The organism is Flavobacterium ajazii (assembly GCF_010614725.1).
Classification (GTDB): domain Bacteria; phylum Bacteroidota; class Bacteroidia; order Flavobacteriales; family Flavobacteriaceae; genus Flavobacterium; species Flavobacterium ajazii.
In genome coordinates this window covers 386,122-411,844 of sequence record NZ_JAAEHL010000005.1, presented here as the reverse complement: position 1 = coordinate 411,844, position 25,723 = coordinate 386,122, and the positions used below count along the sequence as shown (strand labels likewise).

Sequence of the window (25,723 nt, the reverse complement as noted above, 5' to 3'; positions counted from 1 at the left end):
CCAGCTATTATCCTTTTGGATTGGAACACAATACGGGCAACAATGTTGTAACTTCTACAAGTGCTGGTTATAAGTATCGCTTTGGAGGTAAAGAGTTGCAGGACGAGTTAGGACTTGGGATGTACGACTTCGGAGCAAGGAATTATGACCCTGCATTAGGCAGATGGATGAATATTGACCCGCTAGCAGAAAAGAAGTTTGATTTTACACCATATAGATATGCTTACAATAATCCGATGAAGTTTATTGACCCTGACGGAATGCTTGAAGATGATTATGGAGTTGATGAAGATGGGAATTTTCAATTGCTTAAGAAGACAGATGATAAATTTGATAGAGTTTATGCAGTCGATAATAAAGGAAATAAAAAAGATACTGATGGAAATAAAAAAGTAGATGAGAAGGATGCTGTGACAATTGCTAAAGGAATTGCTAATCAAATGACAGAAGACCGACCAATTATTAAAGTAGATGGTGATTTATACGCTCCAAGTTCCGCAACCAGTACAGCAAATAATAAAACAGTATCAGATTATTCTAACTTATTTAAATTTGTTGCCGATAATACGAATGTTGAATTTTCATTGACTTTGTATAAGAGTGAGGGACAAAATAAGGTATCATTATCAACTTTTCATGATGGTTGGGGAACTTTTTCTCCTGCTTTGTTTGGAATAAATAATCCAAATAAAAATGTATTTGTACACACTCACAGTCATCCAGGCATTGATACACATCCTTCCTATGAAAGGTCTAGTATAAGTGGAGATTTAGAAAATTCAAAAGGTAGGAAAGCAACTTATCCTAATAATATTTATTTTCCAAATTCTTCAAGATTGTATAATGTAACTCAAGAACAGATTTACTTTGTTAAAAATATTAATTCAGGAAAAGATTTTAAACCATAAATGAAATGAAAATATTAAATTATTTTACCAGTATTAGCTTATTTTTTTTCTTGACTAACTGTAAAAAGCAAGAAGTGAATATTGAAACTAAAAAAGATTTAAGTACCGAACTTGAAAGCTCTATTTTAGAATATCAAAGTAAAATTCCAATACCTAGTTATGGTGGAAGAAAAAAGTTTATATATATTGTTGAATTCCTGTTAAATGGTAATGACACCATTATAAAAATTAATAGAAAATCAAAAGGAATTTTTAAACATATCAATTATTATGGCGTATATAAAATTGAAAATAGAATACCAGTCGTAATACTTGATGAGAATAATTTAGGTAAAAAATTCTTTAAGAATAAAATTAAGAATTCATTATTAAAAGATTTTCAAATAGACTACCTAAATGGTGAGTATGGTGAATACCCTCCAGTATATACGTATATTGTCAAAGAAAATAGAATTAATTTATCAAGGATAGATACTATCAGTAATAAATGGATTAAGTAAATGAGAATTTTAGCCATTAAAATACTACCTAATATTGGTAATGTATCAGATGTGTTGGTGGTTAATTATTTCACTTAACATTTACAGATAATCAGAGATTTATAGTAATATCCTCAGCTGGTGCGAGCATCTTGCTCGTACAGGTATAGAAACTCGACAAAGTATATAAAAATAAAACCTCGCAACTTGCGAGGTTTTTTGTGTTTTATAGCGAAGAATCTTTAAACTTCTTGGTAGTAAGCATTCCGATGGCTCGGAAATGACAAAAATAAAGTCGTCAACGATAGCGCTGTTTTGTAAACTGTGGCCGCAAAGAGAATCAAAAAAGTCATTTTAATAAAAGGAGTGGCTTTTGCTCTTTTATGTTCCCACCTGAAAAGTTGACAATAACTATGATTATGTCAAAAGAAAGAAAAATTTAAAAAATCTTTAAGGCGTCTCAAACTTAAAGAAATAACATTTTACTAAATCCTGGAGAAAAATAAATGGGAACAAAGTGACTCTGTTCCCATTTAACTAATTTTTTATTACTAATCCGATCAACTCTTTTTAGGGCCATTCATTATATACAGAAAAGTTAAGACTTTGCAGTTTACTATAAATTCAGGACAAAATCGTTAAGCAATTTTTCCTCGTATTTTTCTTTGTTGAAAGTATATAAGTAAGATCCTTTTCTGGAAGACTGCATGTCTTTTTCATCCAGTTTATTTAAAATTTCCAAAGAATTGATCTTACTGATAAAGTTACGTTTGTCCAGCTCCTTACTTAAAATGGCTTCATATAATTCCAGCAATTGACGCATGGTGAATTTTTCCGGCAATAATTCAAATCCAATTGGTTTTATCGAAGTTCTGTAACGCAATCTTCTAATGGCATGCTGAACCATTTCGTTGTGGTCGAAAATAAGGTTTGGTGCATCAGCTATGCTAAACCATTCTGCATGATAGTTTTTAATTAATTCTTCATTATGGTTTTCAATATTAATCAGTGCATAATAAGATACAGAAATAGTTCTGTCAACAGGGTCACGGTCTATTTCACTGTAAGCATGCAGCTGTTCCATATAGATATCGTGTAAACCTGTATAAGTACTCAGGATACGAATGGCGGCATCGTCTAATATTTCATCACGTTTTAAAAAGCCACCAATTAATGACCATTTCCCTCTCTCAGGTTCAAAGTCCCTTTTGATCAAAAGAATTTTTAGACCCTGATGGTCAAATCCAAAAATGATACAATCTACGGCTAATAAAACCTTATCAGCAGAGCTATAACTGTTTAGCATATATTATTATTTGTCGGTAAATATATAAACTTCCTAATAGGTTTCATAATTTATTAATGTATTGATTACACTTATTTCTTATGTCGAATTAAAAGTAGTAATTAATACAATTGTTTTTTAGGCCTAAACAAAAATAATAATTATAGAAATGCCGCTGTGCTAGTTACAAATCAAAGATAACTTTTAAAACACTAATTTTTATGTAATAAGTTACATTTTTAATTAATTGCTTCTTAATTGATAAAAAATTAAGGCTACCGGTTGCATTTTTAGAATAAAAAATAATATTTAAATGTTCTTTTTACATTTAAATTATAAAATATGTTTTTATTATGCAGTTATTTTATCAGATCAATTTGTTTTTAAGGATTTATTTTGTTTAAATTTACAAATGTTAAATAAACACTTATTTAATATTTCTTGAAAACTACAACCAAAAAATTAGAAAATAGGTTTTAGAAAACTATTTTTCTAAGAACAAAACCATGAAAAACCATGAAAAAAAACTTTTTATTTTTGTTTGTTGCTGCCTGTTTACAAACTATTTCGGCACAAAACCAAACAACATTAATTGCTATAAAAAATGATGACAAGGCTCCTGTTATCGATAAAAATATCTATGGGCATTTTGCGGAACATTTAGGGCGCTGTATTTATGGCGGATTTTTTGTGGGTGATACTTCAAAAATACCAAACACAAATGGTGTTCGAAATGATATTATTGCAGCTCTAAAAGAGTTGAAAATACCAAATTTAAGATGGCCGGGTGGCTGTTTTGCTGACACATATCACTGGAAAGACGGAATTGGACCTAAAGAACAAAGACCAACTATTGTAAATAAATGGTGGGGAGGTGTGACCGAAGATAACAGTTTTGGAACTCATGATTTTCTGAATATGTGTGAGCTTCTTGGAGCCGAACCATATTTATCAGGAAATGTAGGTAGCGGGACTGTTCAGGAATTAGCAGACTGGGTTCAGTATACCAATTTTGGAGGAAAAAGTCCAATGAGTGATTTGCGTCAAAAGAACGGAAGAAAAGATCCGTGGAAAGTTAAATTCTGGGGAATTGGGAATGAGGCATGGGGATGCGGTGGAAACATGACCGCAGAATATTATGCCGGAGAATACCGCAAGTTTGCTACGTTTATGTCAGATTGGGAAAATACCGGAGGACTTACCCGTATTGCATCAGGATCAAATAGTTCCGATTACAACTGGACAGAAGTTTTAATGAAAAATATTCCGAAGAATATGTTAGGTGGTTTGGGAGTTCATCATTATGCTGTAATTAACTGGAACAAAAAAGGAGACGGTGTAGATTTTTCTGAAGAAGGTTATTTCAAAACAATGAAATCAGCTTTAAAAATGGAAGAACTGGTTACCAGGCATTCGGCTATCATGGACAAATACGATCCGGAGAAAAAAGTGGCAATGATGGTTGACGAATGGGGAGCCTGGTATGATGTAGAGAAAGGAACAAATCCAGGATTTTTATATCAGCAGAATACAATGAGAGATGCAGTTCTGGCAGGTGCAACTCTTAATATTTTTAATAATCATGCTGACAGGGTTCGTATGGCAAATTTAGCGCAATGTGTTAACGTTTTACAGGCCGTTATCTTGACAAATAAAGCAAAAATGATTATGACGCCAACCTATCATGTAATGAAAATGTACGCTGTTCATCAGGATGCAAAATTATTGCCTGTAAGTTTTGAGTCGCCATCGTATACATTTAATGGAGAAACACTTCCTGCAGTATCGGCTTCAGCTTCAAAAGATAAAAATGGAGTGGTTCATATTTCATTAGTAAATATAGATGCCAAAAACAAAAATAAAATTGAAATCGATATAAAAGATCTTGGCATTAAAAATTTCACAGGCACTATAATAACCTCTACGAAGTTACAGGATTACAATTCGTTTGATACGCCAAACAAAATTATTCCAATCGCTTTTAAAGGTTTCGAAAATAAAAAAGGAAAATTAGAAATTATTGTTCCTCCATTCTCTGTTGTTGTTTTAGAAGGAAAATAAAACCCTCAATAATGAAAAACCTAATTAAAAGCCTGTCATTCTTAGCGTTGATTGCTTTCTGCGAAACAGCAGTGGCACAATCTGCAGCAAATCAGACTGACCCGGTAAAATTTAATAATCCTATTATAAAAGATAAATATACCGGTGATCCTGCTGCATTGGTTTACAAAGACAAAGTTTATTTGTATGCAGGTCATGATGAAGCGCCAAACGATGTAAATTCATATCGTATGCGCGAATGGCTGGTGTATTCTTCTTCAGATATGAAAACCTGGCAAGAGCATCCGGTACCCTTAAAACCAACAGATTTTGCTTGGGCCAAAGGCGATGCATGGGCAAGTCAGGTGGTTGAAAAAAACGGCAAATTTTATTGGTTTGTAACTGTGACTCACAATGAAAGCATTCACGGAAAAGCCATTGGAGTTGCGGTTGGCGATAATCCGTTAGGGCCTTTTAAAGATGCTATAGGTAAAGCTCTTATTACTAACGATATGACAACTCAAACTAAAATCAGTTGGGATGATATCGATCCAACAATTTATATCGATGATGCTGGAAAAGCGTATTTGTATTGGGGAAATACAGTTTGCAAATACGTAAAACTAAAAGATAACATGATTGAAATGGATGGGGAAATTCAAACCGTTGATTTACCAAAATTTACCGAAGCTCCCTGGATACATAAACGTAAAGACTGGTATTATTTATCGTATGCCTATGATTTTCCTGAAAAAATAGCCTACGCTATGAGTAAATCAATTACAGGACCTTGGGAGTTTAAAGGTATTTTAAATGAAGTAGCCGGAAACAGCAACACCAATCACCAATCGATTATCGAGTTTAAAGGGCAATGGTATTTTGTGTACCATAATGGTTCTATTCCAACAAATGGCGGTAGTTTCAGGCGTTCTGTATGTGTAGATAAATTGTTTTATAACAAAGACGGAACAATGAAAAGAGTAATTATGACTTCTGAAGGAATTCAGTAGGAACAAATTTTAAATTTTTACCATATAAGTTATGTAAGTTCATTTAAAACGATGCTTGTAAAAAGTAACTTTTCTTATAACTTATATGATTTAAAAAACGTTCCAAAAGACCCAAATTTACTTACATCACTTAATATGATAAAAAAAGTTACAGTCACAGTTCACAGTTTCAGCTTATATGATTTTAAAATTTTTAAGATTAAGCAAGCCAAACTTAAATTTACTTACATCACTTATATGGTGAAAAAAGTTTAGTTATTGTTTGAGCTTATATGATTTTTAAAAACGTTCCAATTCAAAACTAAACTTAAATGATTTTATATCACTTATATGGTTTAAAAATATAGTGTATGAAGTTTTACATAAAACATACATTTTTTGTTCTAATGATGCTGGCAGCTTCAGTTGTTTTTGCACAGGAAATTGTCGTTCACGACCCGGTTGTCATCAAACAAAAAGATACTTATTATTTGTATTGCACGGGCAAAGGAATCAGTGTTTTTAGTTCTAAAGATTTAAAAAAATGGAACCCGGAACCTCAGGTTTTTACAGAAAAACCAGTTTGGGCAGATGGAGTTGCAGCCGATTTTAAAAACCATATCTGGGCACCGGATATTTCATTCCATAACAATACCTATTATTTGTACTATTCGGTTTCGGCTTTCGCCAAAAATACTTCGGCGATTGGTGTAGCGACCAATACAACTTTAGATTCAAAAGATAAAAATTACAAATGGATCGATCACGGAATTGTGATTCAGTCGCAGCCTAACCGTGATATGTGGAATGCCATTGACCCGAATTTAATTTTTGATGAAAACAATACGCCATGGCTTTCTTTTGGTTCTTTTTGGGAAGGACTAAAACTGGTAAAATTAAATCTCGATTTAAAATCAATTGCACAGCCTCAGGAATGGCACACGATTTCGAAACGTAAAAGAAGCTTTGAATTAGCAGATACTAATCCCGGTGACGGTGCTCTCGAAGCTCCTTTTATCTTTAAGAAAAACGGTTATTATTATCAGTTTCTTTCCTGGGATTTATGCTGCCGCGGAGAAAAAAGCACTTACAAAGTAGTTGTTGGAAGATCTAAAAATGTTACCGGACCTTATGTAGATAAAGAAGGAAAATCACTAAATCAGGGTGGTGGAAGTTTAGTAGTTCAGGGCGACGAAAATTATTTTGGAACAGGTCATAATAGCGCCTATACGTTTGACGGGAAAGATTATATTTTTTATCACGCTTACGAAAAGAAAACTAACGGAACACCAAGATTAATTGTAAAAGAAATGAAATGGGATGCCAACTTATGGCCGACTTTAAAATAGAATAATTGAATACGATGAAATGCTTATAATAAAAGAGCCTTTTGCATACAAATCATGGTTATGAGCATTACATCTGACTATTAAAAAGCAATAAAAACAAACAGATGAAAAAATATACTTTTCCAGCCTTAGCGATTGTGATGTCATTTTTAATTTTTGCTTCCTGTAAAGAAACAAAGAACAGTGTCGTGCAGTCAAATGATAAAACTTCGGTTTTGAAAGCAGGTTACCAAATTGAGCCGTTTAACATCCAGAATGTAAAACTGAACGACTCTTTCTGGCTGCCCATTATAAAAAGAGTACAGGAAATTACAATCGAATACGCAATTCAAAAGTGTAATGAAGAAGGCCGTTTTGAGAATTTTTTAATTGCAGGAAAACAAAAAACCGGAAAAGTACGAGGCGAAATGCCTTTTGATGATACCGATGTTTACAAAATTATCGAAGGAGCTTCAAATACCTTAATCAGTGCGCCAAATCCTAAATTAGAACGTGTTTTGGATTCCTTGATAGCCATTGTAAAAATTGGTCAGGAAAAAGACGGTTATCTAACAACTTGGAGAACTATAAATCCTGCAAAACCACCATGTACCTGGGTTCCGGTTATTGAAGGAAAACGTTGGGAGTCTTTACAAATCAGTCACGAATGCTACAATGCAGGACATTTGATTGAAGCGGCTGTAGTGCATTATGAAGCAACCGGAAAAAGAAATTTTCTTGACATTGCGATCAAAAATGCCGATTTGCTGGTAAGAACTTTCGGCGATGGTCCGGGTCAGGTAAAAGGCGTTCCCGGACATCAGATTGTAGAAACCGGTTTGATCAAATTGTATCAGGTAACACACAATGAAAGTTATTTAAAGCTTGCCAAATACTATTTAGACAATCGCGGTAATCCACAAAATCATAAATTATACGGAGAATACGCTCAGGATCATAAACCTGTAATTCAGCAAAATGAAGCCGTTGGACATGCCGTTCGTGCAGTTTATATGTACGCAGGAATGACAGATATCGCTGCAATGACAAAAGACAAAGGTTATACAGATGCCGTAAATAATTTATGGAGTAATATGGTCAACAAAAAAATGTACATCACCGGCGGAATTGGTTCCAGACACGACGGAGAAGCTTTTGGACCGAATTATGAGCTGCCAAATTTAACGGCATACAACGAAACTTGTGCTGCCATCGGCGATGTATACTGGAATCACAGATTGCATAGTTTATACGGTAAATCAGAATATTTTGATGTGATAGAAAGAACAATGTACAATGGTTTAATCTCCGGAATTTCGCTTGACGGAAAACAGTTTTTTTATCCAAATGCATTGGAAGCCGATGGCGTTTATAAATCAAACAGAGGATCCTGTACGCGTCAGGCATGGTTTGACTGTTCCTGCTGTCCAACCAATCTAATTCGTTTTGTACCGTCGATTCCGGGATTGATTTATTCAAAATCGAATGATGTTTTGTATGTGAATTTATATGCTTCAAACAGCGCATCTTTCAAACTTGGAAAAACCGATTTGCAGATTTCCCAGCAGACAGGATATCCATGGAACGGAAAAGTTGCTGTTTCGGTTAACCCGAAAAAAGAAAGCAAATTCACTATTAAACTTCGTGTTCCTGGCTGGGCAAGAAACGAAGTATTGCCAGGCGATTTATACAGGTATAAAAAAGCTTCAACTCAAAAAACGACTATTTCTGTTAATGGTGAATCAATAGCTGCGGAACCTGAAAACGGCTATTATAACATAACAAAAACCTGGAAAAAAGGAGACAAAATTGCACTTAATTTCCCGATGGAAGTACAGGAAGTGGAAACGAATTCAAAAGTAGAAACCAATAAAAATAAGGTTTCATTAGAATACGGGCCAATCGTGTATGCTGTTGAAGAAATTGACAACAAAACCAATTTTGACAAAATAGATGTAACACCTTCAGATACTTTCAAAGTAAGAAAAGAAGCGGATTTATTGCAGGGCGTAAACGTAATTGAGAATTCAAAATTCAAGGCGATTCCGTATTACAGCTGGTCAAACAGAGGCGTTGGAAAAATGAAAGTTTGGCTGGATTATAAAGGGAATTAAATAAAAGAGCAATAAAAACAAACGGTTGCAGGATTTTATGCTAAGGCTGTAAAGAAAGTAAATTAATGGTAATATAATTAGTTTAAAGTCAGTATTTATTGCTTTTTTTAAATCAAAACATTCCTTTTTAATGAATTATTGGTAAAAATTTAGAAACACATTTTTATTAAGTGTTTTTTGTACACTTGTAAAATAATTATCTTTATATTTGTCCTACTAAAAATGAACTTTGAATGAAAAATTATGTAATAGGATTGGACTACGGAACAGATTCTGTTCGGGCAGTACTAATAGACACAGAAAATGGGCAGGAGCTGGCATCCAATGTTTCGCATTATAAAAGATGGAAAAATAAACAATATTGTGATGCTTCTATAAATCAGTTTCGTCAACACCCTTTAGACCATATTGAAGGACTGGAGATAACGATTCAGACCGTTATTAAAGAAAGTAAAGTTGATCCTTCATTGGTACGAGGAATCTGTATTGATACAACAGGATCTTCTCCGGTTCCGGTTACTAAAGACGGAACTCCACTGGCTTTGACAAAAGGTTTTGAGGAAAATCCGAATGCAATGATGGTGTTGTGGAAAGATCATACAGCGATAAATGAAGCTAACGAAATCAATGAACTGGCAGTAAGCTGGGGCGGAGAAAATGTAACAAAATATGTAGGCGGAATTTATTCATCAGAATGGTTCTGGGCAAAAATTCTTCACATTGCAAGAGAAGATGAAGCGGTTAGAAATGCAGCACACACCTGGTTGGAACACTGCGATTTAATGACCTATTTATTAATTGAAGATAAAGATTTAAAAACATTCAAAAGAAGCCGTTGCGCTGCAGGACACAAAGCCATGTGGCACGAAGACTGGAACGGACTTCCTCCGGTTGAATTCTTAGAAAAACTACATCCGTATTTAGCTGCACTTCGTGGCAATTTATATGATGAAACCTATACTTCAGATTTAGTTGCCGGAAAATTAAGCAAAGAATGGGCAGACCGTTTAGGACTTACTACAGATACAGTTGTAGCTGTTGGAACTTTCGATGCACACTCTGGAGCAGTTGGAGCTAAAATTGGCGAAAACACTTTGGTTCGTGTAATGGGAACTTCAACTTGTGATATTTTGGTTGGTTCTTACGAAGAAGTAGGTACAAAAACCGTTCGCGGTATCTGTGGTCAGGTTGATGGATCTGTGATTCCGGGTTATATTGGTCTTGAAGCAGGGCAATCTGCTTTTGGAGATTTATTGGCTTGGTACAAAGAATTGCTGATGTGGCCAACAGAACAGTTATTAGGTGCTTCATCTCTTTTAAATGATGCTCAAAAAGAACAATTAAGAGAAGAATTCAGCGATAAATTAATTGTAGAATTAACGAAAGAAGCTGAAAAGATTCCGTTGTCTGAAAGTGTACCAACCGCTTTAGACTGGATCAACGGACGCAGAACTCCGGATGCAAATCAGGAAGTAAAAAGCGCCATTTCAAACTTATCTTTAGGATCAAAAGCGCCACATATTTTTAAGGCTTTAGTAAACGCAATCTGTTTTGGATCTAAAAAAATCGTTGATCGTTTTGAAGAAGAAGGCGTAAAAATTGACAGTGTTATCGGTATTGGTGGTGTTGCCCGTAAATCTCCTTTTATCATGCAGACTTTGGCAAACGTTTTAAATAAACCAATTAAAGTAGCCTTATCTGATCAGGCTCCGGCTTTAGGAGCTGCAATTTATGCCGCTGTAGCCTCCGGAATTTATCCAAATGTAATTGAAGCCAGTCAAAAAATGGGAAGTCCTTTTGAAAGTGAATACACACCAGAACTTGACAAAGTTGCTGCTTACAATAAATTACTTTTAGCATACGACCAATTAAGCTCTTATGCTGATCCATCTATTAAAATTACACAAAATGAGTTCTCTTTATAAAGATTTAAAACAAGAATGCTACGAAGCCAATATGCAGTTAAATGCATTAAATTTAGTGGTTTATACTTTTGGAAATGTAAGCGCTGTTGATCGCGAAAGGGGCGTTTTTGCCATTAAGCCAAGCGGTGTTCCTTACGAAGATTTAAAACCGGAAGATATTGTTATTGTAGACTTTGACAATAATATCGTTGAAGGCACATTACGTCCTTCGTCAGACACTAAAACACATGCTTATTTGTACAAAAACTGGCCAAATATTGGAGGTGTAGCGCATACTCATGCAACATATTCAGTGGCCTGGGCACAGTCACAACAGGATATTCCAATCTTCGGGACAACACACGCAGATCACTTAACGGCTGATATTCCGTGCGCGCCGCCAATGGCTGATTCACTTATTGAAGGTAACTACGAGCACAATACCGGAATTCAGATTCTGGATTGTTTCAAAGAAAAAAATCTTTCTTACGAAGAAGTAGAAATGGTTTTGATTGGAAATCACGGTCCGTTTGCTTGGGGAAAAAATGCAGCAAAAGCGGTTTATAACAGTAAAGTTCTTGAAGTAGTTGCAGAAATGGCATACCTGACTTTACAAATAAACCCGAATGCGCCAAGACTGAAAGATTCATTAATAAAGAAACATTACAACCGCAAACACGGAAAAGATTCGTATTACGGACAATAATAAATTTGTTTCAGGTTTCAGGTTTTTTTGTTTCAAGTTGTTGGAACGTGGAACCTGAAACTTGTAACAAAGAAAACTAAAACAATAAAATAACAATTTAAATTTTTCAGATTCCAATAACTTGAAACCTGAAATTTGAAACAAAATAAACAAAAAGACATGATTGATATCTCTCAAAAAGAAGTATGGTTTGTAGTAGGAAGCCAGGAATTGTACGGTGAAGAAACGTTAAGAAAAGTTGCTGAACATTCGCAAATAATTGCAAAAGGATTAGATGCTTCATCTCATATACCGGTAAAAGTAGTTTATAAAGATGTAGTAAAATCTCCGGATCAGATCTTAGATGTATGTCTGGCAGCAAACACAACTAAAAACTGTATTGGGGTTATTACCTGGATGCATACTTTTTCACCTGCAAAAATGTGGATTGGTGGTTTAAGAATTCTTAAAAAACCATTATGTCACTTGCACACACAATATAACGCTGAAATTCCATGGGGTTCTATCGACATGGATTTCATGAACTTAAATCAGTCAGCTCACGGAGATCGTGAATTTGGTTTTATGATGTCAAGAATGCGTAAAAAACGCAAAGTTGTTGTGGGTCACTGGGAAGATGAAAGAGTACATAAAAAATTAGGTGTATGGTCAAGAGTAGCTTTGGGTTGGGATGAACTTCAAAAACTAAAAGTAGCCCGTATTGGAGACAATATGCGTGAAGTTGCCGTTACTGACGGTGATAAAGTTGAGGCTCAGATTCGTTTCGGAATGTCTGTTAACGGATATGATTCTTCTGATGTTACGAAACATATCGAAAAAGTTACAGAGAAAGAATTAAACGATTTGTTAGCAGTTTACGAAGCTACTTATAATTTAACAGACTCTTTAAAAGAAGGCGGAGCGCAAAGAAGCTCATTAGTTGAAGCAGCAAAAATCGAGTTAGGTTTAAGAGCTTTCCTTGTTGAAGGAGGTTTTGGAGCTTTTACAGATACATTCGAAAACCTTGGAGTATGGAAACAATTACCAGGAATAGCTACACAAAGATTAATGGCTGATGGTTATGGTTTTGGTGGAGAAGGAGACTGGAAAACGGCTGCTATGGTGAGAGCATTAAAAGTAATGAACATTGGTCTTGAAGGAGGAACTTCTTTTATGGAAGATTACACTTACCACTTTGCACCTCAAAAATCATACGTTTTAGGATCACACATGTTGGAAATCTGTCCGTCTATTGCTGATGGAAAAGCTGCTTGTGAGGTTCACCCGTTAGGAATTGGTGGAAAAGAAGACCCTGTTCGTTTGGTATTTAATTCACCGGCAGGAGAAGCAATCAATGTTTCATTGGTTGATATGGGAACCCGTTTCCGTTTAATTGTAAACGAAGTAGTAGCGGTAAAACCATTGGCAGAATTGCCTAAGCTTCCTGTTGCACGCGTATTGTGGGATTGCAAACCAGATCTTGATATTGCAGCAACAGCATGGATTTTAGCAGGAGGTGCACATCATACTGTATACAGTCAGGCAGTTACAACAGAATTTATGGAAGACTTTGCTGATATCGCCGGAATTGAATTAGTGGTTATTGATGAAAAAACAACTATCAGAGATTTTAAAGATAAATTGAATGCCAACGAAGCGTATTATCATGCGTTTCAACACGGATTATAATCTGGTCAAAAGTCGAAAGGCATAAAGTCATAAAGATTGGTTAACTTTGAATCAATTGGCTTTAAGGCTTTCGGCTTTATGACTTTACTAACTTAAAAAACCAGTATTTATGAATGTATTAAAACGTTGTGCTTTCGGAATTGCGATAATCGGTTTAGGATCTCTTTCTGTTCAATGTAAAAGCGATAAAAAAATGGATGCTACCACAACCCAAGAAACAAAAGATTCTGTAACAATTGTAAAATCAGATTACGGAACAACTCCAAAAGGAGAAAAAATTGAAAGCTACAAGCTGAAAAACCAAAACGGAATGGAAGTAGATATTATCACTTTTGGTGGTATTATCACTGAATTGAAAGTGCCAAACAAAGACGGCGTTTCTGAAAATGTTGTCATCGGATTCAATTCTTTGGAACAATATATGAAACCAAACCCATTTTTTGGAGCACTCATCGGAAGATACGGAAACCGAATTGCAAAAGGTAAATTTTCATTAGACGGAAAAGAATACACTTTGGCAATCAACAATGCACCAAATGCTTTACACGGAGGCCCAGAAGGTTTTTTCAGAGCAGTATGGAAAGCAGATGAGGTTAAATCAGGAGAAACAGCTTCTTTAAAATTATCTTACCTAAGTAAAGATGGAGAAGAAGGATATCCAGGAAATTTACAGGTTTTTGTTACGTATACATTAACAAAAAACAACGAACTTGAAGTGCTTTACGAGGCTACAACAGACAAGAAAACCGTTGTGAATTTAACGCAGCATTCTTACTTCAATTTATCAGGAGATTTTACAAAAACAATCTTAGATCACGAACTGACTTTAAATGCTGATAAAATTGTTCCTGTGGATGCAACTTTAATTCCAACAGGCGAATTACAGGATGTTGCCAACACACCTTTCGATTTCAGAAAACCAAAATTAATCGGAAAAGAAATCGATGCTAAAGACGAACAATTGGTAAGAGGAAAAGGATACGATCACTGCTGGGTGCTGAACAATCCTGAAAAAAGTAAAACAGTTATTGCAACAGCTTACCACCCTGCAAGCGGAAGAGTTTTAGAAATGACTACAGATGAACCTGGAATTCAGTTTTATTCCGGAAATTTCCTTGACGGAACTTTGCCAAATCCAAAAGGAGGAACTTTTGCTCACAGAACAGGGTTTTGTTTAGAAACACAACACTATCCTGATTCTCCAAACCAAAAAGACTTTCCAACGACTGTTTTAAACCCAGGCGAAAAATACAAAACGAAAACTACCTTTAAGTTTTCAGTTAAAAAATAAATTTAAATAAGTTTATAGTTTAGTTCTCTAAAACCTCGAAAGTTGTGATTTCGAGGTTTTTTTGTTAATCTAAATATTATATTCTTTTTATCTTTGATTGATTACACAATGGAAATAAGTTAACAGAAATAGCGCCCCGGTTAAAACCGTTATTAGGCATTATAAAAAATTAAAAATGAATGAAAATTATTCAGTATTTAGAAAATATCCAACATTAGAACAAGTCAAAGAACTAGAAACTTTATTAAATCAGAATAATATTGTTACACAGATAGCAGATAATATTCCATCTGTCGATTCTTCATTTTCGGGAAGTACTTTACAAAATCAATATGAGATAAAAATACCATTAGCAGATTTTGAAAAGGCAGAAAAGATTCTGGATAAAAAGGCAGAAAAATTAATCGATCAGATTGATAAAGACTATTATTTATTCAGTTTTTCAGACGATGAATTATATGAAATACTTTTAAAAGCAGACGAGTGGAATGAATTTGATTATAAGCTGGCGCAAAAAATCTTAATACAAAGGGGTAAATCAGTAGATACAGAATTGCTCAAGGCTTTGAAAAAACAACGTATTGAGTTATTGGCTAAGCCGGAAGAGAATCAGAAATCATGGATTATGGCTGGCTATATTTTTGCAATTCTTGGTGGATTTTTGGGTATTCTTATTGGTTATTCATTATGGACTTCTAAAAAATCTTTGCCAAATGGACAAAAAGTTTATTCTTATAATGATAAAGACAGAGCTCATGGGAAAAATATTTTTTATATAGGGTTGATTATTCTTCCGTTTTACATAATTATAAGGATTTTGACCCAAATTTAATAGTCACATAAGCTAACATTAAATAACTTATTAATAAAGATTAATGTAATTCGCAGCTGAAATTCATAAAAATGTCATTCAAACACCTCTTCAAAGCAAACCTAAACTGGACTTCAAAAACAGAGAAAGAAGAAACCTCAAAATTCTACAGCAAAATACATCAAATTAAAATCGAAGGCAAACCAGTTTTAGACGTTTCTGCTGCAAAAGCTTTCAAAGGCGATCCGGAATTATACAATCCGGAAGATTTGCTGTTGAGTAGTTTGGTTTCTTGCCACATGATGTCGTATTTATATGTATGCTCTCAAAACGGAATTGAAGTTTTAGAATATGTCGATAATGCCGAAGGAACTCTGGAAGTTTCCGCTGATGGAAGCGGGAGGTTTACAGAAGTTCGTCTGTATCCAAAAGTTAAAATTGCAAATAGGGATCAAATTGAGCTTGCGTTAGAACTTCATAAAAAAGCCAATCAATTGTGTTTTATAGCCAACTCCTGTAATTTTCCGGTTTTGCATAATGCTTCATGCGAAGTGCTATAACAAAAACTGTTTGTAAAATTAATTAGACTCTTGCCTAAATATTCTTTAGCCTTTCTTCTGTTCTCTCACGAAAGTTAATACAATAAAAAAGGCGGAATTTCTTCCGCCCTTTTTGCCCCAAATTTACCACATACAATACCTACTAATGTCATGGTCTACCAAATGTATGGCGATATATTTTCTGTTTCAAATATTCTGGACTAAAACAAATTAATCCGATTAAGTGACTGATTTTTAAATTATTGAAGTTGGTATAAATAAAAAAGGTGAGATTTCTCCCACCTTTTTTGCCCCAAATCTACCATAAACTTAACCTACTAATGTTATGGTGCTTCAAAGATATATCAGCATTACACTTTTCCCAAACAATTAGGATGAACGGTAAAAAAAATCGATAAAATGCACTTTTTAACTTTTTTTTAGTAAGCTCTTGCGTTTTTTCCTTCATAAAAGTTCATAAATGCTCTGTTTACAACCCTGTTTCCACCCGGTGTTGGGTAGTCTCCGGTAAAGTACCAGTCTCCTAAATTTTTCGGACAGGCAATATGCAAGTCTTCCACTTTTTGGAAAATGATTTTAACCTCGGCATTAATTTCAGGAGAGCTTAACATTTTAGCTATTTTGTCTGAAATTTCTTCAGGAGTAAAAGGATCGTAGATCGCCGTAACGTAATTTACAACATCAGTATCTGCGTAATTTTCCTGCGCTTTACATTTAGTGTAAACTTCATCAACGATATGATATAAATTTCTCTCTTTTAATAATTCTAAAGCAGCTCTGAAAGCTACAAGACCTTCCAGTTTTGCCATGTCAATTCCGTAACAATCTGGGTAACGGATTTGCGGAGCAGATGATACAATAACAATACGTTTTGGTTTTAAACGATCCATCATTTTGATAATACTCATTTTAAGAGTCGTACCACGAACAATACTGTCATCAATAATAACCAGATTATCATTTGGTTTGATTACGCCGTAAGTAACGTCATAAACGTGAGCAACTAAATCGTCACGGCTGCTGTCCTCAGTAATAAAGGTTCTGAGTTTGGCGTCTTTGATTGCTACTTTCTCCGTACGTATTTTTACAGCCAGAAGCTCCTGAAGCGTTTCGGCTGTCAGCGTGTTTCTGTTTGCAATTATGTAATCGTTTTTACGCTGGTTAAGGAAATCCTGCGCTGCTTCAACCATTCCGTAAAAAGAAGTTTCCGCTGTATTTGGAATATATGAAAATACAGTATTGTCTGTATCGTTGTCTATTGATTTTAGAACGGCAGGTAAAACTAATTTCCCCAGATTTTTACGCTCCTGGTAAATTTCGGCATCACTTCCTCTTGAGAAATAAATTCTTTCAAAAGAACAGGCTTTTTTAACGGTTGGTTCCAGAATTTGATTCATGGTAACCTTTCCATTTTTCTTTATAATTAATGCATTTCCTGGGTCGATTTCCTGAACGCTGTCAAAAGGAACGTTAAATACAGTTTGAATAACAGGTCTTTCAGAAGCTACAACAACTACTTCATCATCCTGATAATAATAAGCTGGGCGAATACCGGCTGGATCTCTAAATACAAAAGCGTCTCCGTGACCTAGTAAACCAGCCATTGCATAACCACCGTCTAAGTTTTTGGCAGAGCGTGTTAATATCTTGGCAAGATCCAAACGTTCTGCAATTACCGGTGAAGCTTCTCTTTTTGAGTAACCTTCCGCTTTACAGTCCTGATACAATTGCATTACTTCTTTATCTAGAAAGTGACCAATTTTTTCCATTACAGTAACGGTATCGGCCATTTCTTTTGGATGCTGTCCTAATTCAACCAAATTTTGGAAAAGCTCTTTAACATTGGTCATATTAAAGTTTCCTGCCAAAATTAAATTACGGTGCATCCAGTTGCTTTGACGTAAAAATGGATGTACACTTTCGATGCTGTTTTTTCCGAAAGTTCCATAACGAACGTGTCCTAAAAATAATTCTCCAATATAAGGAATACTTGTTTTTAGTTCTTGTATGTTGTCTCCCAATTCAGGATTTGCTTTTAATTCTTCACTAATGCGTTCATTAATTTGTTTAAAGACATCCTGTATTGGCTGTGAATGATTTGAACGAACCCTGCTAATATAACGTTCACCAGGTTCTACATCTAATTTGATACTTGCAAAACCGGCACCATCCTGACCACGGTTATGCTGTTTTTCCATCATCAGATACATTTTCTGAATCCCGTAAAAAGCAGTTCCGTATTTTTCTTTGTAATATTCAAGCGGTTTAAGAAGTCTGACTAAGGCTATACCACATTCGTGTTTTAAAGCGTCGCTCATTGTGTTTTGTATTTGTGTTGTTGTAAGTTGTGTGTATTAACGTAATAAAAAAGCCCCGTTTTATCGAGGCTCTTAGGCATTATATTTCTATGTCAAACTGAGTTAACGACTTAAATTGCTGTAATCGAATCGCTACTTCTGTTTTGCTTAATGTTTCCATCCTCTCGGTTCCAAATTTCTCTACGCAGAACGAAGCTAAATTCGAACCGTAAATAATTCCGTTTTTCATGTTTCCAAAAGAAATGTTTTCGCTTTGTGCAATAAATCCGGAGAAACCGCCTGCGAAAGTGTCTCCTGCTCCTGTCGGATCGAAAACTTCTTCTAATGGTAAAGCCGGTGCAAAAAATACTTCTCTATTGTGGAATAAAAGTGCGCCGTGTTCTCCTTTTTTAATCACTACGTATTTTGGTCCTAATTCCTGAATTTTAGCAGCTGCTTTTACTAATGAATATTCACCAGAAAGTTGTCTTGCTTCTTCGTCATTGATTGTGATAACATCTACACGTTTGATTACGTCTAGTAATTCAGGAAGAGCGCAGTCCATCCAAAAGTTCATTGTATCTAAAACAACTAATTTTGGTTTTTTCTCCATTTGATCTAAAACACTGCTTTGTACTAACGGATGCAGGTTTCCTAACATCACAACATCAGCATCTTTAAAGTTTTGAGGAACTTTTGGCTGAAAATCTGCCAACACGTTTAACTCAGTTACCAAAGTGTCTCTTGAATTCAGATCATTGTGATATAGACCGCTCCAGAAAAAGGTTTTCCCGCCTTTTACAATTTCGATTCCGGAGATATCGATATTTTTTGAAGTTAAAAGATCTAAATGCTCCTGAGGGAAATCATCGCCAACTACAGAAACTATGGCCGATTGCAGGTTAAAGAATGATGCTGATAAACCAATATACGTTGCAGCACCACCTAATATTTTATCTGTTTTTCCGAAAGGGGTTTCAATTGCGTCGAAAGCAACTGTTCCAACAATCAATAATTTATTCATTTTATGAATTTCGAATTAAGGTGCAAAGATACTTCATAAGTTACAATATTGCAACGGTTTGCAATCTCAAAATTTTCATAAAAAAACGACAACGATTTCGAAGTAAAACTGTTGTAAATGAATTGTTTAAAAATGTTTTTTTGAAAGTTTATAATAGGTTTTCTGGATTTAAAATGCAACTTATATTTTGTAAATATTTTTAGTTAGATTTGTTTGTATACGAAATCTTAGCGATGAATAAAATTTTACCTTTATTGCTGTTTTGCTTTTTGTTTTCCTGCGAAAGAAAGAAACCTAACTTTTCTGAAAAGATGATTGAAAAATTATCGATTATGGAAGAATATGAAGATGGGCAATTATTGCCTTCTATATATGTGGGCTTGGATTTATATGGTTTGATAAAAAATAATGAAGTTTATGAAACTAACAATCATGAATTGTTCTTTCTTTATCAAGGGTATTATTTTAAAAAATTTGAATCCTTTGAAAGTTTTTTAAATGCTATTTTAAACAAAGATTTTGTTTTGGATAAACAATTGTTTAAAAAGCGAATCTATCTGCCAAGTTTTAAACTGAATCCAATTATAGAAAAAGAATATACAAGTTTAGGATTCGATAAGTTTCTAAAAAAATATTCGAAACCATCTATTCGAAAAAATGAATTAGAACTTAATAAATCAATTATAAAGGCTGCAGAATATTCGACAGTGAAATATTTTTTATTTATAAATAGATATGATGTTAGCGTGGATTGCTATATCGGTAAAGATTACATAAGAAAAAGAGAAGATTCCTTTAAATAATTTACAATTGATACTTCTTATCAAAATAATTCTTTAAAACCCCAACCTGAATCAAAATCATAAAAGGAACAATTAAAATAGCATACAGGAAATTTTTAGAAAAATGAATACCGGAGAATAATGTTGCAATTTTATCAGAATATAATTTTCCAATTTCGTCAATTTTAAAATTGCTTTCTGGAACTGAAAAAAGAGAAACATACATTACAAGGAAAGCTAAGGCAATTCCAATAGAAATCCATACCGGCTTAGAAATTAATGGTTTGTATATTTTAAGTTTTTTCTCTTCTAAAATTAGAACTTCAGCCATTATTTTAGAAGTGAAATCTATTGATGGTGACTGCAGTTTTTCTTCAGCCATCATTCTGTCAATAAGTTGTTCTATATCTTTATCGCTCTCTCTCATAACATTGTATTATTTCCGGTTCTAACTGCTGTCTCAAAATTACGGCTAATTTCTGTCGGCTTCTAAATAATTTTACTTTGACATTATTAGCATTGATGTTCATTATTTTGCCAATTTCTTCTAAACTCTGATCTTCAAAATAAAATAAAGTCAGTAGGAAATTTTCTTCACTTGGTAGCAAATTTAAAGAATTTTGAATGGTTTGCTTTCGTTCCTTTTCTTCTAAAGCACTCAAAGCATTCTCCATCGTTTTAATTAAATGTGCCGAAAATTCATCAATCGAAATGTTTAAATTTTCTTTTTTGTTTTTCTTCAAACGGTCTAAACATGTATTGTAAGCAATTTTATAAATCCAGGTCGAAAATTTCGAATCGCCTTTAAACTTACTTAAAGAATTATATATTTTTATAAAAGTGTCCTGAGCAACTTCTTCGGCTTCTTCCCTGTTTTTAACCATTTTCAGCGCCAGAGTAAAAATCATGTCTTTATAACGATCGACCAGCACGGCAAATGAATTAGTTTCGCCCTGAAGGATTCTGTCGATATAATGTTGATCAGATATTGTACTCATATTATATAGGACGACAATTTGTTTTCAAAGGTTACATCGAATTTAGGAAAAAAATAAAATTCCAATTATTTAAATTCCAATCTTTATATAATAATGTGGAGTGAAAAACTTTATAAAGTTTTAAACTTTGACAAAGCTATGTGGGTAAACTAATTTCTAATCAAAATTAATTGATTATCACTTAATTTTGGAATTTGTAATTTAAAAAATTGATTTTTTTTGGGCTAAGTTGTAACCTGAATTTAAAAAGCCTCGTCCTATGAAGTATCAATCAATTAAAAATATAAAATTATGAATGCAGAAATTTTAATCCCAATCACTTTTTTTCTAATGATTTTCGGAATTGTATACCTTATTTATTCAACTCGAAACAGAGAACGATTAGCGCTTATTGAAAAAGGGGTCGATGCCAGTATTTTTTTAGAAGGAAAAAATAAAGGCGTGCCGGCATGGAAAGTATTTGTTGTGAATCTGGCCTTCTTATTAATAGGAAGCGGTGTAGGGATATTTATTGCCTTGTTGATTACGACTTATACTTCTTTAGATGATGATGCCGTTTATCCTTCCATTATTTTTATAATGTCCGGAGTTGGATTATTAATCGGATTTGGAACGGCTAAGGATTTAGATAAAGAGCAATAAAGATTTATAAGTTAGTGTAAAAAAACGTATCGGGGTTTGATTTCGATACGTTTTTTATTTATATCAGTTTAGAATCAGTAGTTTCATAAAAAGAATCTACAGAAAGTTTTGGCTGCAAGGATGCCATAACAGCCAATTGATCACAACGTTCATTTTGTGGATGATTGTTGTGTCCTTTGATCCATTTAAAATTGACTTGGTGTTTGCGATAAACAATTAGAAAACGTTTCCAGAGATCAGAATTTTTTCTTCCGGTAAACCCTTTTTTCTCCCAGCCTAAGACCCATTTTTTTTCAACAGAATCCACAACATATTTAGAATCCGAAATTACAAGAACTTTCATGTTTGGTTTTTTGAGTTTTTCTAAACCAACAATTACAGCCAAAAGCTCCATTCTATTATTAGTTGTCAAGCGAAAGCCTTCGTAAAATTCTTTTTTATGAGGTGTTCCAACCAATTCCATCACGACCCCGTAGCCACCATTGCCGGGATTTCCTTTTGCGGCACCATCTGTATATATATGTACTTCGTGTTCCATTTAGATTTCTTAGATTTTAGACTTCTTAGATATTGATTTTAGACTCTTAAAATTTAAATATAATATATTAGAAATCTAAGAAGTCTGACAATCTAAACAATTTATTGTTCTAAGATAGTCTGAATAACTTCTGGAAAATGTTTTTGTTCCAGTTCATGAATTTTCTCTGCAACTGTTTCAGGGGTGTCTTCATCCGTTAAAGCAACGTTTGCCTGAAAGATAATAGCACCTTCATCATAATGTTCATTAACATAATGAATAGAGATTCCGGTTTCTTTTTCCTTATTGTTTACAATGGCTCTGTGTATGTGCATACCGTACATTCCCTTGCCTCCGTAATTGGGCAAAAGTGCCGGATGGATGTTGATTATTTTGTCTGGGTACTGCTCAATTATGTTTTCGGGAAATTTCAGTAAAAAACCAGCTAGCACAATCAAATCCGGGGCGATTTTTTGTATTTTTTGTAATAAATTTCGCTCTAAAAGTTCGTTTTTTGAGAAGATTTCGACCGGAATTTGATGGTTTTTTGCCCTTTCAATGACTTTTGCATTTGCATTATTTGTAAAGACAGAAACAACCTTTGCAATTTCGGTTTTAGAAAAATATTTTATAATGTTTTCTGCGTTAGTTCCTGAACCTGAGGCAAAAACGATAATTTTTTTCATGATATAATTTATTTTGAGAATGCAAAAAACGGAATAAAAAATCAAAATAAATAGTATTGAAAGACCTTTCTTGAAATTAATTTTATAAATTAGTAACACATTTATTAACTAAATAGTTGTTTTAAAATAAAGTTTTTTATTTTTGCCAACAAATTAAATTCTAAAATTAAAGATTATGTCAGACATTGCATCAAGAGTAAAAGCGATTATCGTAGACAAATTAGGTGTTGACGAAAACGAAGTTGTAACAGAAGCAAGCTTCACTAATGATTTAGGAGCTGACTCATTAGACACTGTTGAGCTTATTATGGAATTCGAAAAAGAATTTGATATTCAGATTCCAGACGATCAAGCAGAAAACATTGCTACTGTTGGTCAAGCTATTTCTTATATCGAGGAAGCTAAAAAATAATAATATCACACCCGATTCTGATTTACTTTAGAAATCGGGTGTTATTATTTATAAAATTTAAATTTCGATTGGTTTTCAATCAAAAGATATAGTATATATTGTAATGCCCATGGCTCTTAAGTAGAACATACAGTTAAGAAAGCGTGGGTTTTATTTGTTTAAAGATACAAAATACATTTTTATGGCATTAAAGCGAGTTGTTGTTACAGGATTAGGTGCTCTTACCCCTATCGGAAACAATATCCAGGAGTATTGGGATGCACTTATTAATGGAGTTAGCGGTGCTGCCCCAATAACGTATTACGATACAGAGAAACATAAAACCAAGTTTGCCTGCGAAGTAAAAAACTTCAATATCGAAGATTACATGGACCGAAAGGAAGCACGTAGACTTGATAAATTTGCTCAGTATGCAATTGCAGCCAGTGATGAAGCTATTAAAGATGCCGGAATTACAAATGATAATGTTAACAAACAAAGAGTTGGTGTTATCTGGGGAGCCGGAATCGGAGGTTTAGAAACTTTTCAGGATGAAGTAATGTATTATGCAAAAGGAGATGGAACGCCAAAATTCAATCCTTTCTTTATCCCTAAAATGATTGCAGATATCGCACCTGCTCATATTTCAATGCGTAATGGTTATATGGGACCTAATTATACTACAGTTTCAGCTTGTGCTTCTTCTGCTAATGCTTTAATTGATGCTTTTAATTATATTCGTTTAGGAATGTGTGATGTAATTGTATCTGGAGGTTCTGAAGCCGCTGTTACAATTGCAGGTATGGGAGGTTTCAGTTCAATGCACGCATTATCTACAAGAAATGAAAGCCCGGAAACAGCTTCAAGACCTTTTGACGCAACCAGAGATGGTTTTGTTTTAGGTGAAGGAGCAGGAGCTCTGGTTCTTGAAGAGTATGAACACGCTAAAGCAAGGGGTGCAAAAATCTATTGTGAAATTGGAGGAGGCGGAATGTCATCTGATGCTTACCATTTAACCGCGCCGCATCCGGAAGGAATTGGAGTTATTGCAGTAATGCAAAATACGTTAAGAGATGCCGGAATGAATCCTGAAGATGTAGACCATATCAATACTCATGGAACTTCTACTCCTCTTGGAGACGTAGCTGAGCTAAAAGCAATCAGTGCTGTTTTTGGAGATCATGCAAAAACCATCAATATCAATTCGACAAAATCTATGACAGGACATTTACTTGGTGCTGCAGGAGCTATTGAGGCAATTGCTTCAATTTTAGCCATGCAGAACAGTATTGTTCCTCCAACAATTAATCATAGTGTTGTGGATGAAAACATTGATCCGTCACTAAACCTCACTTTAAATAAACCTCAGAAAAGAGAAGTAAATGTTGCTATGAGTAATACATTTGGTTTTGGAGGTCATAATGCTTGTGTATTGTTTAAAAAATTAGTTGACTAATTTCTGTATATGAATATTATCAAAAAAATATTTAAAAAATCCCGTTCTCATGAAGGCGGGATTTTTTTTGATGATATTCAGAAAATTCTTGGTTTTGAGCCTATTTCGCTGGAATTTTACAAGAAAGCATTTACACACAGATCTTCTAATAAACAGGATAAATTTGGAAATCCGGTTAATTATGAGAGATTGGAGTTTTTAGGGGATGCTATGTTGAGTTCTGTGATTGCTGCACATTTATATAATGAAGCTCCAAACGGAGATGAGGGTTATTTGACAAAAATGCGTTCTAAAATTGTGAGTAGGGAACACCTGAACGAACTAGGTAAAGATTTAAATTTAGTCCGGTTTGTTGAAAGCAAGGTGCCGGTTCAGCATTTTGGGGAAAATATACACGGAAACATTTTCGAAGCACTCATAGGTGCTATTTACTTAGACCGGGGATATTCTTTTTGTGAAAAATTTATTCATACCAGGGTGATTATTCCTTATGTTGATATTGCACGTCTTGAAGGAAAAGTAATTAGTTATAAAAGTTTGGTTATTGAATGGTGTCAGAAAGAAAAGAAAATTTTTCATTACGATATTTTTGAAGATAACGGGATTGACGGACAACGATTATTTGGCGTTAAACTGAGCATCGATGACAAAATTGTGGCAAGGGCAAGAGCAACTTCAAAAAAGAAAGCAGAAGAGAAAGCATCGCAGCGGGCTTATTTCGCATTTCAGGAAAAAATGGCGAAGAAATAACACAAAAATGCTGTGATACCAGTAATGCTATAACGTTTTAGTTTATAAATTAACAAAAACATGCCGTTCTTAACTATTTCCGCTACGATAGAAATAG

Annotated in this window: 24 protein-coding genes; 17 read left to right on the top strand and 7 right to left on the bottom strand. The window is 34.2% G+C overall.

What is annotated here, in order from left to right:
• Both GWR14_RS11965 and GWR14_RS11960 read left to right on the top strand, forming a co-directional pair.
• Positions 1–908: RHS repeat-associated core domain-containing protein (locus tag GWR14_RS11965; protein WP_317165158.1), on the top strand; the 908-nt coding region annotated here is incomplete at its 5' end.
• Positions 909–913: 5 nt separating this feature from the next.
• Positions 914–1,408 carry a hypothetical protein gene (locus GWR14_RS11960; RefSeq protein ID WP_163409249.1) on the top strand — a complete coding sequence of 165 codons (495 nt, stop codon included), beginning with the start codon at positions 914–916 and terminating at the stop codon, positions 1,406–1,408.
• A 595-nt stretch (positions 1,409–2,003) separates the two neighbouring features.
• Here GWR14_RS11960 and GWR14_RS11955 read toward each other — a convergent pair.
• Positions 2,004–2,693 (bottom strand): NUDIX hydrolase, encoded by a 690-nt coding sequence (locus GWR14_RS11955; protein ID WP_163398554.1) that lies wholly within the window; start codon positions 2,691–2,693, stop codon positions 2,004–2,006.
• Between the two features lie 495 nt (positions 2,694–3,188).
• On the opposite strand from GWR14_RS11955, the gene GWR14_RS11950 reads away from it, so the two are divergent.
• The 10 genes from GWR14_RS11950 (at position 3,189) to GWR14_RS11905 (ending at position 16,083) form a co-directional block, all read left to right on the top strand.
• Positions 3,189–4,733, top strand: coding sequence for an alpha-N-arabinofuranosidase (locus GWR14_RS11950; RefSeq protein WP_163409248.1), 1,545 nt, complete (start codon positions 3,189–3,191; stop codon positions 4,731–4,733).
• 11 nt (positions 4,734–4,744) lie between these two features.
• On the top strand, positions 4,745–5,722 hold the full coding sequence (locus tag GWR14_RS11945) for a glycoside hydrolase family 43 protein (protein ID WP_163409247.1): 978 nt from the start codon (positions 4,745–4,747) through the stop codon (positions 5,720–5,722).
• Positions 5,723–6,072: 350 nt separating this feature from the next.
• On the top strand, positions 6,073–7,050 hold the full coding sequence (locus GWR14_RS11940; protein ID WP_163409246.1) for an arabinan endo-1,5-alpha-L-arabinosidase: 978 nt from the start codon (positions 6,073–6,075) through the stop codon (positions 7,048–7,050).
• Between the two features lie 104 nt (positions 7,051–7,154).
• The gene (locus GWR14_RS11935) at positions 7,155–9,143 is read left to right on the top strand and encodes a glycoside hydrolase family 127 protein (RefSeq protein ID WP_246236319.1); all 1,989 of its coding nucleotides are present in this window, start codon (positions 7,155–7,157) and stop codon (positions 9,141–9,143) included.
• A 233-nt stretch (positions 9,144–9,376) separates the two neighbouring features.
• Positions 9,377–11,068, top strand: coding sequence for a ribulokinase (locus GWR14_RS11930; protein WP_163409245.1), 1,692 nt, complete (start codon positions 9,377–9,379; stop codon positions 11,066–11,068).
• Positions 11,052–11,753: an L-ribulose-5-phosphate 4-epimerase gene (locus tag GWR14_RS11925; protein ID WP_163409244.1), complete on the top strand. Its 702-nt coding sequence runs from the start codon at positions 11,052–11,054 to the stop codon at positions 11,751–11,753. Before GWR14_RS11930 ends, GWR14_RS11925 begins: the two co-directional genes overlap by 17 nt.
• Positions 11,754–11,912: 159 nt before the next feature.
• A complete protein-coding gene (gene araA / locus GWR14_RS11920) occupies positions 11,913–13,421 on the top strand; it encodes an L-arabinose isomerase (RefSeq protein ID WP_163409254.1) in 1,509 nt (502 codons plus the stop codon).
• A 109-nt stretch (positions 13,422–13,530) separates the two neighbouring features.
• Positions 13,531–14,712, top strand: a complete 1,182-nt coding sequence (locus GWR14_RS11915) for an aldose epimerase family protein (protein ID WP_163409243.1) — start codon at positions 13,531–13,533, stop codon at positions 14,710–14,712.
• Between the two features lie 175 nt (positions 14,713–14,887).
• Positions 14,888–15,544 carry a hypothetical protein gene (locus GWR14_RS11910; RefSeq protein WP_163409242.1) on the top strand — a complete coding sequence of 219 codons (657 nt, stop codon included), beginning with the start codon at positions 14,888–14,890 and terminating at the stop codon, positions 15,542–15,544.
• A gap of 71 nt (positions 15,545–15,615) precedes the next feature.
• A complete protein-coding gene (locus GWR14_RS11905) occupies positions 15,616–16,083 on the top strand; it encodes an OsmC family protein (RefSeq protein WP_163409241.1) in 468 nt (155 codons plus the stop codon).
• A gap of 419 nt (positions 16,084–16,502) precedes the next feature.
• Here GWR14_RS11905 and GWR14_RS11900 read toward each other — a convergent pair whose 3' ends face one another.
• Together GWR14_RS11900 and GWR14_RS11895 are read right to left on the bottom strand one after the other, a co-directional pair.
• Positions 16,503–18,401 (bottom strand): amidophosphoribosyltransferase, encoded by a 1,899-nt coding sequence (locus tag GWR14_RS11900; protein WP_163409240.1) that lies wholly within the window; start codon positions 18,399–18,401, stop codon positions 16,503–16,505.
• A gap of 79 nt (positions 18,402–18,480) precedes the next feature.
• Positions 18,481–19,404: a PfkB family carbohydrate kinase gene (locus GWR14_RS11895; protein WP_163409239.1), complete on the bottom strand. Its 924-nt coding sequence runs from the start codon at positions 19,402–19,404 to the stop codon at positions 18,481–18,483.
• Between the two features lie 233 nt (positions 19,405–19,637).
• Between GWR14_RS11895 and GWR14_RS11890 the strand changes: the two genes are divergently transcribed.
• Positions 19,638–20,207, top strand: a complete 570-nt coding sequence (locus GWR14_RS11890; protein ID WP_163409238.1) for a hypothetical protein — start codon at positions 19,638–19,640, stop codon at positions 20,205–20,207.
• A 1-nt stretch (position 20,208) separates the two neighbouring features.
• Here GWR14_RS11890 and GWR14_RS11885 read toward each other — a convergent pair whose 3' ends face one another.
• Both GWR14_RS11885 and GWR14_RS11880 read right to left on the bottom strand, forming a co-directional pair.
• The gene (locus GWR14_RS11885) at positions 20,209–20,613 is read right to left on the bottom strand and encodes a hypothetical protein (protein WP_163409237.1); all 405 of its coding nucleotides are present in this window, start codon (positions 20,611–20,613) and stop codon (positions 20,209–20,211) included.
• Entirely contained in the window at positions 20,597–21,184 is a 588-nt protein-coding gene (locus GWR14_RS11880; RefSeq protein WP_163409236.1) for an RNA polymerase sigma factor, read from the bottom strand. Before GWR14_RS11880 ends, GWR14_RS11885 begins: the two co-directional genes overlap by 17 nt.
• Positions 21,185–21,475: 291 nt before the next feature.
• On the opposite strand from GWR14_RS11880, the gene GWR14_RS11875 reads away from it, so the two are divergent.
• A complete protein-coding gene (locus GWR14_RS11875) occupies positions 21,476–21,826 on the top strand; it encodes a DUF6249 domain-containing protein (RefSeq protein ID WP_163409235.1) in 351 nt (116 codons plus the stop codon).
• Between the two features lie 58 nt (positions 21,827–21,884).
• Here the strand turns inward: GWR14_RS11875 and rnhA are convergent, their stop codons facing one another.
• Positions 21,885–22,364, bottom strand: a complete 480-nt coding sequence (gene rnhA / locus GWR14_RS11870; RefSeq protein WP_163409234.1) for a ribonuclease HI — start codon at positions 22,362–22,364, stop codon at positions 21,885–21,887.
• 101 nt (positions 22,365–22,465) lie between these two features.
• Complete coding sequence (gene purN, locus GWR14_RS11865; RefSeq protein WP_163409233.1) at positions 22,466–23,029, bottom strand: phosphoribosylglycinamide formyltransferase; 564 nt, start codon at positions 23,027–23,029, stop codon at positions 22,466–22,468.
• A 175-nt stretch (positions 23,030–23,204) separates the two neighbouring features.
• Between purN and GWR14_RS11860 the strand changes: the two genes are divergently transcribed.
• The 3 genes from GWR14_RS11860 to rnc all read left to right on the top strand — a co-directional run bounded on the left by GWR14_RS11860 (position 23,205) and on the right by rnc (position 25,626).
• Complete coding sequence (locus GWR14_RS11860) at positions 23,205–23,441, top strand: acyl carrier protein (protein ID WP_007137004.1); 237 nt, start codon at positions 23,205–23,207, stop codon at positions 23,439–23,441.
• 181 nt (positions 23,442–23,622) lie between these two features.
• Positions 23,623–24,876 carry a beta-ketoacyl-ACP synthase II gene (fabF, locus tag GWR14_RS11855; protein WP_163409232.1) on the top strand — a complete coding sequence of 418 codons (1,254 nt, stop codon included), beginning with the start codon at positions 23,623–23,625 and terminating at the stop codon, positions 24,874–24,876.
• A 9-nt stretch (positions 24,877–24,885) separates the two neighbouring features.
• Complete coding sequence (rnc, locus tag GWR14_RS11850; RefSeq protein ID WP_163409231.1) at positions 24,886–25,626, top strand: ribonuclease III; 741 nt, start codon at positions 24,886–24,888, stop codon at positions 25,624–25,626.
• The last annotated feature ends 97 nt before the right edge of the window (positions 25,627–25,723 follow it).

Bases quoted from the DNA above. Each gene is read 5' to 3' on its own strand.
- GWR14_RS11960 (WP_163409249.1), top strand. From the start codon at position 914: ATGAAAATATTAAATTATTTTACCAGTATTAGCTTATTTTTTTTCTTG.
- GWR14_RS11955 (WP_163398554.1), bottom strand. From the start codon at position 2,693: ATGCTAAACAGTTATAGCTCTGCTGATAAGGTTTTATTAGCCGTAGAT.
- GWR14_RS11950 (WP_163409248.1), top strand. From the start codon at position 3,189: ATGAAAAAAAACTTTTTATTTTTGTTTGTTGCTGCCTGTTTACAAACT.
- GWR14_RS11945 (WP_163409247.1), top strand. From the start codon at position 4,745: ATGAAAAACCTAATTAAAAGCCTGTCATTCTTAGCGTTGATTGCTTTC.
- GWR14_RS11940 (WP_163409246.1), top strand. From the start codon at position 6,073: ATGAAGTTTTACATAAAACATACATTTTTTGTTCTAATGATGCTGGCA.
- GWR14_RS11935 (WP_246236319.1), top strand. From the start codon at position 7,155: ATGAAAAAATATACTTTTCCAGCCTTAGCGATTGTGATGTCATTTTTA.
- GWR14_RS11930 (WP_163409245.1), top strand. From the start codon at position 9,377: ATGAAAAATTATGTAATAGGATTGGACTACGGAACAGATTCTGTTCGG.
- GWR14_RS11925 (WP_163409244.1), top strand. From the start codon at position 11,052: ATGAGTTCTCTTTATAAAGATTTAAAACAAGAATGCTACGAAGCCAAT.
- araA (WP_163409254.1), top strand. From the start codon at position 11,913: ATGATTGATATCTCTCAAAAAGAAGTATGGTTTGTAGTAGGAAGCCAG.
- GWR14_RS11915 (WP_163409243.1), top strand. From the start codon at position 13,531: ATGAATGTATTAAAACGTTGTGCTTTCGGAATTGCGATAATCGGTTTA.
- GWR14_RS11910 (WP_163409242.1), top strand. From the start codon at position 14,888: ATGAATGAAAATTATTCAGTATTTAGAAAATATCCAACATTAGAACAA.
- GWR14_RS11905 (WP_163409241.1), top strand. From the start codon at position 15,616: ATGTCATTCAAACACCTCTTCAAAGCAAACCTAAACTGGACTTCAAAA.
- GWR14_RS11900 (WP_163409240.1), bottom strand. From the start codon at position 18,401: ATGAGCGACGCTTTAAAACACGAATGTGGTATAGCCTTAGTCAGACTT.
- GWR14_RS11895 (WP_163409239.1), bottom strand. From the start codon at position 19,404: ATGAATAAATTATTGATTGTTGGAACAGTTGCTTTCGACGCAATTGAA.
- GWR14_RS11890 (WP_163409238.1), top strand. From the start codon at position 19,638: ATGAATAAAATTTTACCTTTATTGCTGTTTTGCTTTTTGTTTTCCTGC.
- GWR14_RS11885 (WP_163409237.1), bottom strand. From the start codon at position 20,613: ATGAGAGAGAGCGATAAAGATATAGAACAACTTATTGACAGAATGATG.
- GWR14_RS11880 (WP_163409236.1), bottom strand. From the start codon at position 21,184: ATGAGTACAATATCTGATCAACATTATATCGACAGAATCCTTCAGGGC.
- GWR14_RS11875 (WP_163409235.1), top strand. From the start codon at position 21,476: ATGAATGCAGAAATTTTAATCCCAATCACTTTTTTTCTAATGATTTTC.
- rnhA (WP_163409234.1), bottom strand. From the start codon at position 22,364: ATGGAACACGAAGTACATATATATACAGATGGTGCCGCAAAAGGAAAT.
- purN (WP_163409233.1), bottom strand. From the start codon at position 23,029: ATGAAAAAAATTATCGTTTTTGCCTCAGGTTCAGGAACTAACGCAGAA.
- GWR14_RS11860 (WP_007137004.1), top strand. From the start codon at position 23,205: ATGTCAGACATTGCATCAAGAGTAAAAGCGATTATCGTAGACAAATTA.
- fabF (WP_163409232.1), top strand. From the start codon at position 23,623: ATGGCATTAAAGCGAGTTGTTGTTACAGGATTAGGTGCTCTTACCCCT.
- rnc (WP_163409231.1), top strand. From the start codon at position 24,886: ATGAATATTATCAAAAAAATATTTAAAAAATCCCGTTCTCATGAAGGC.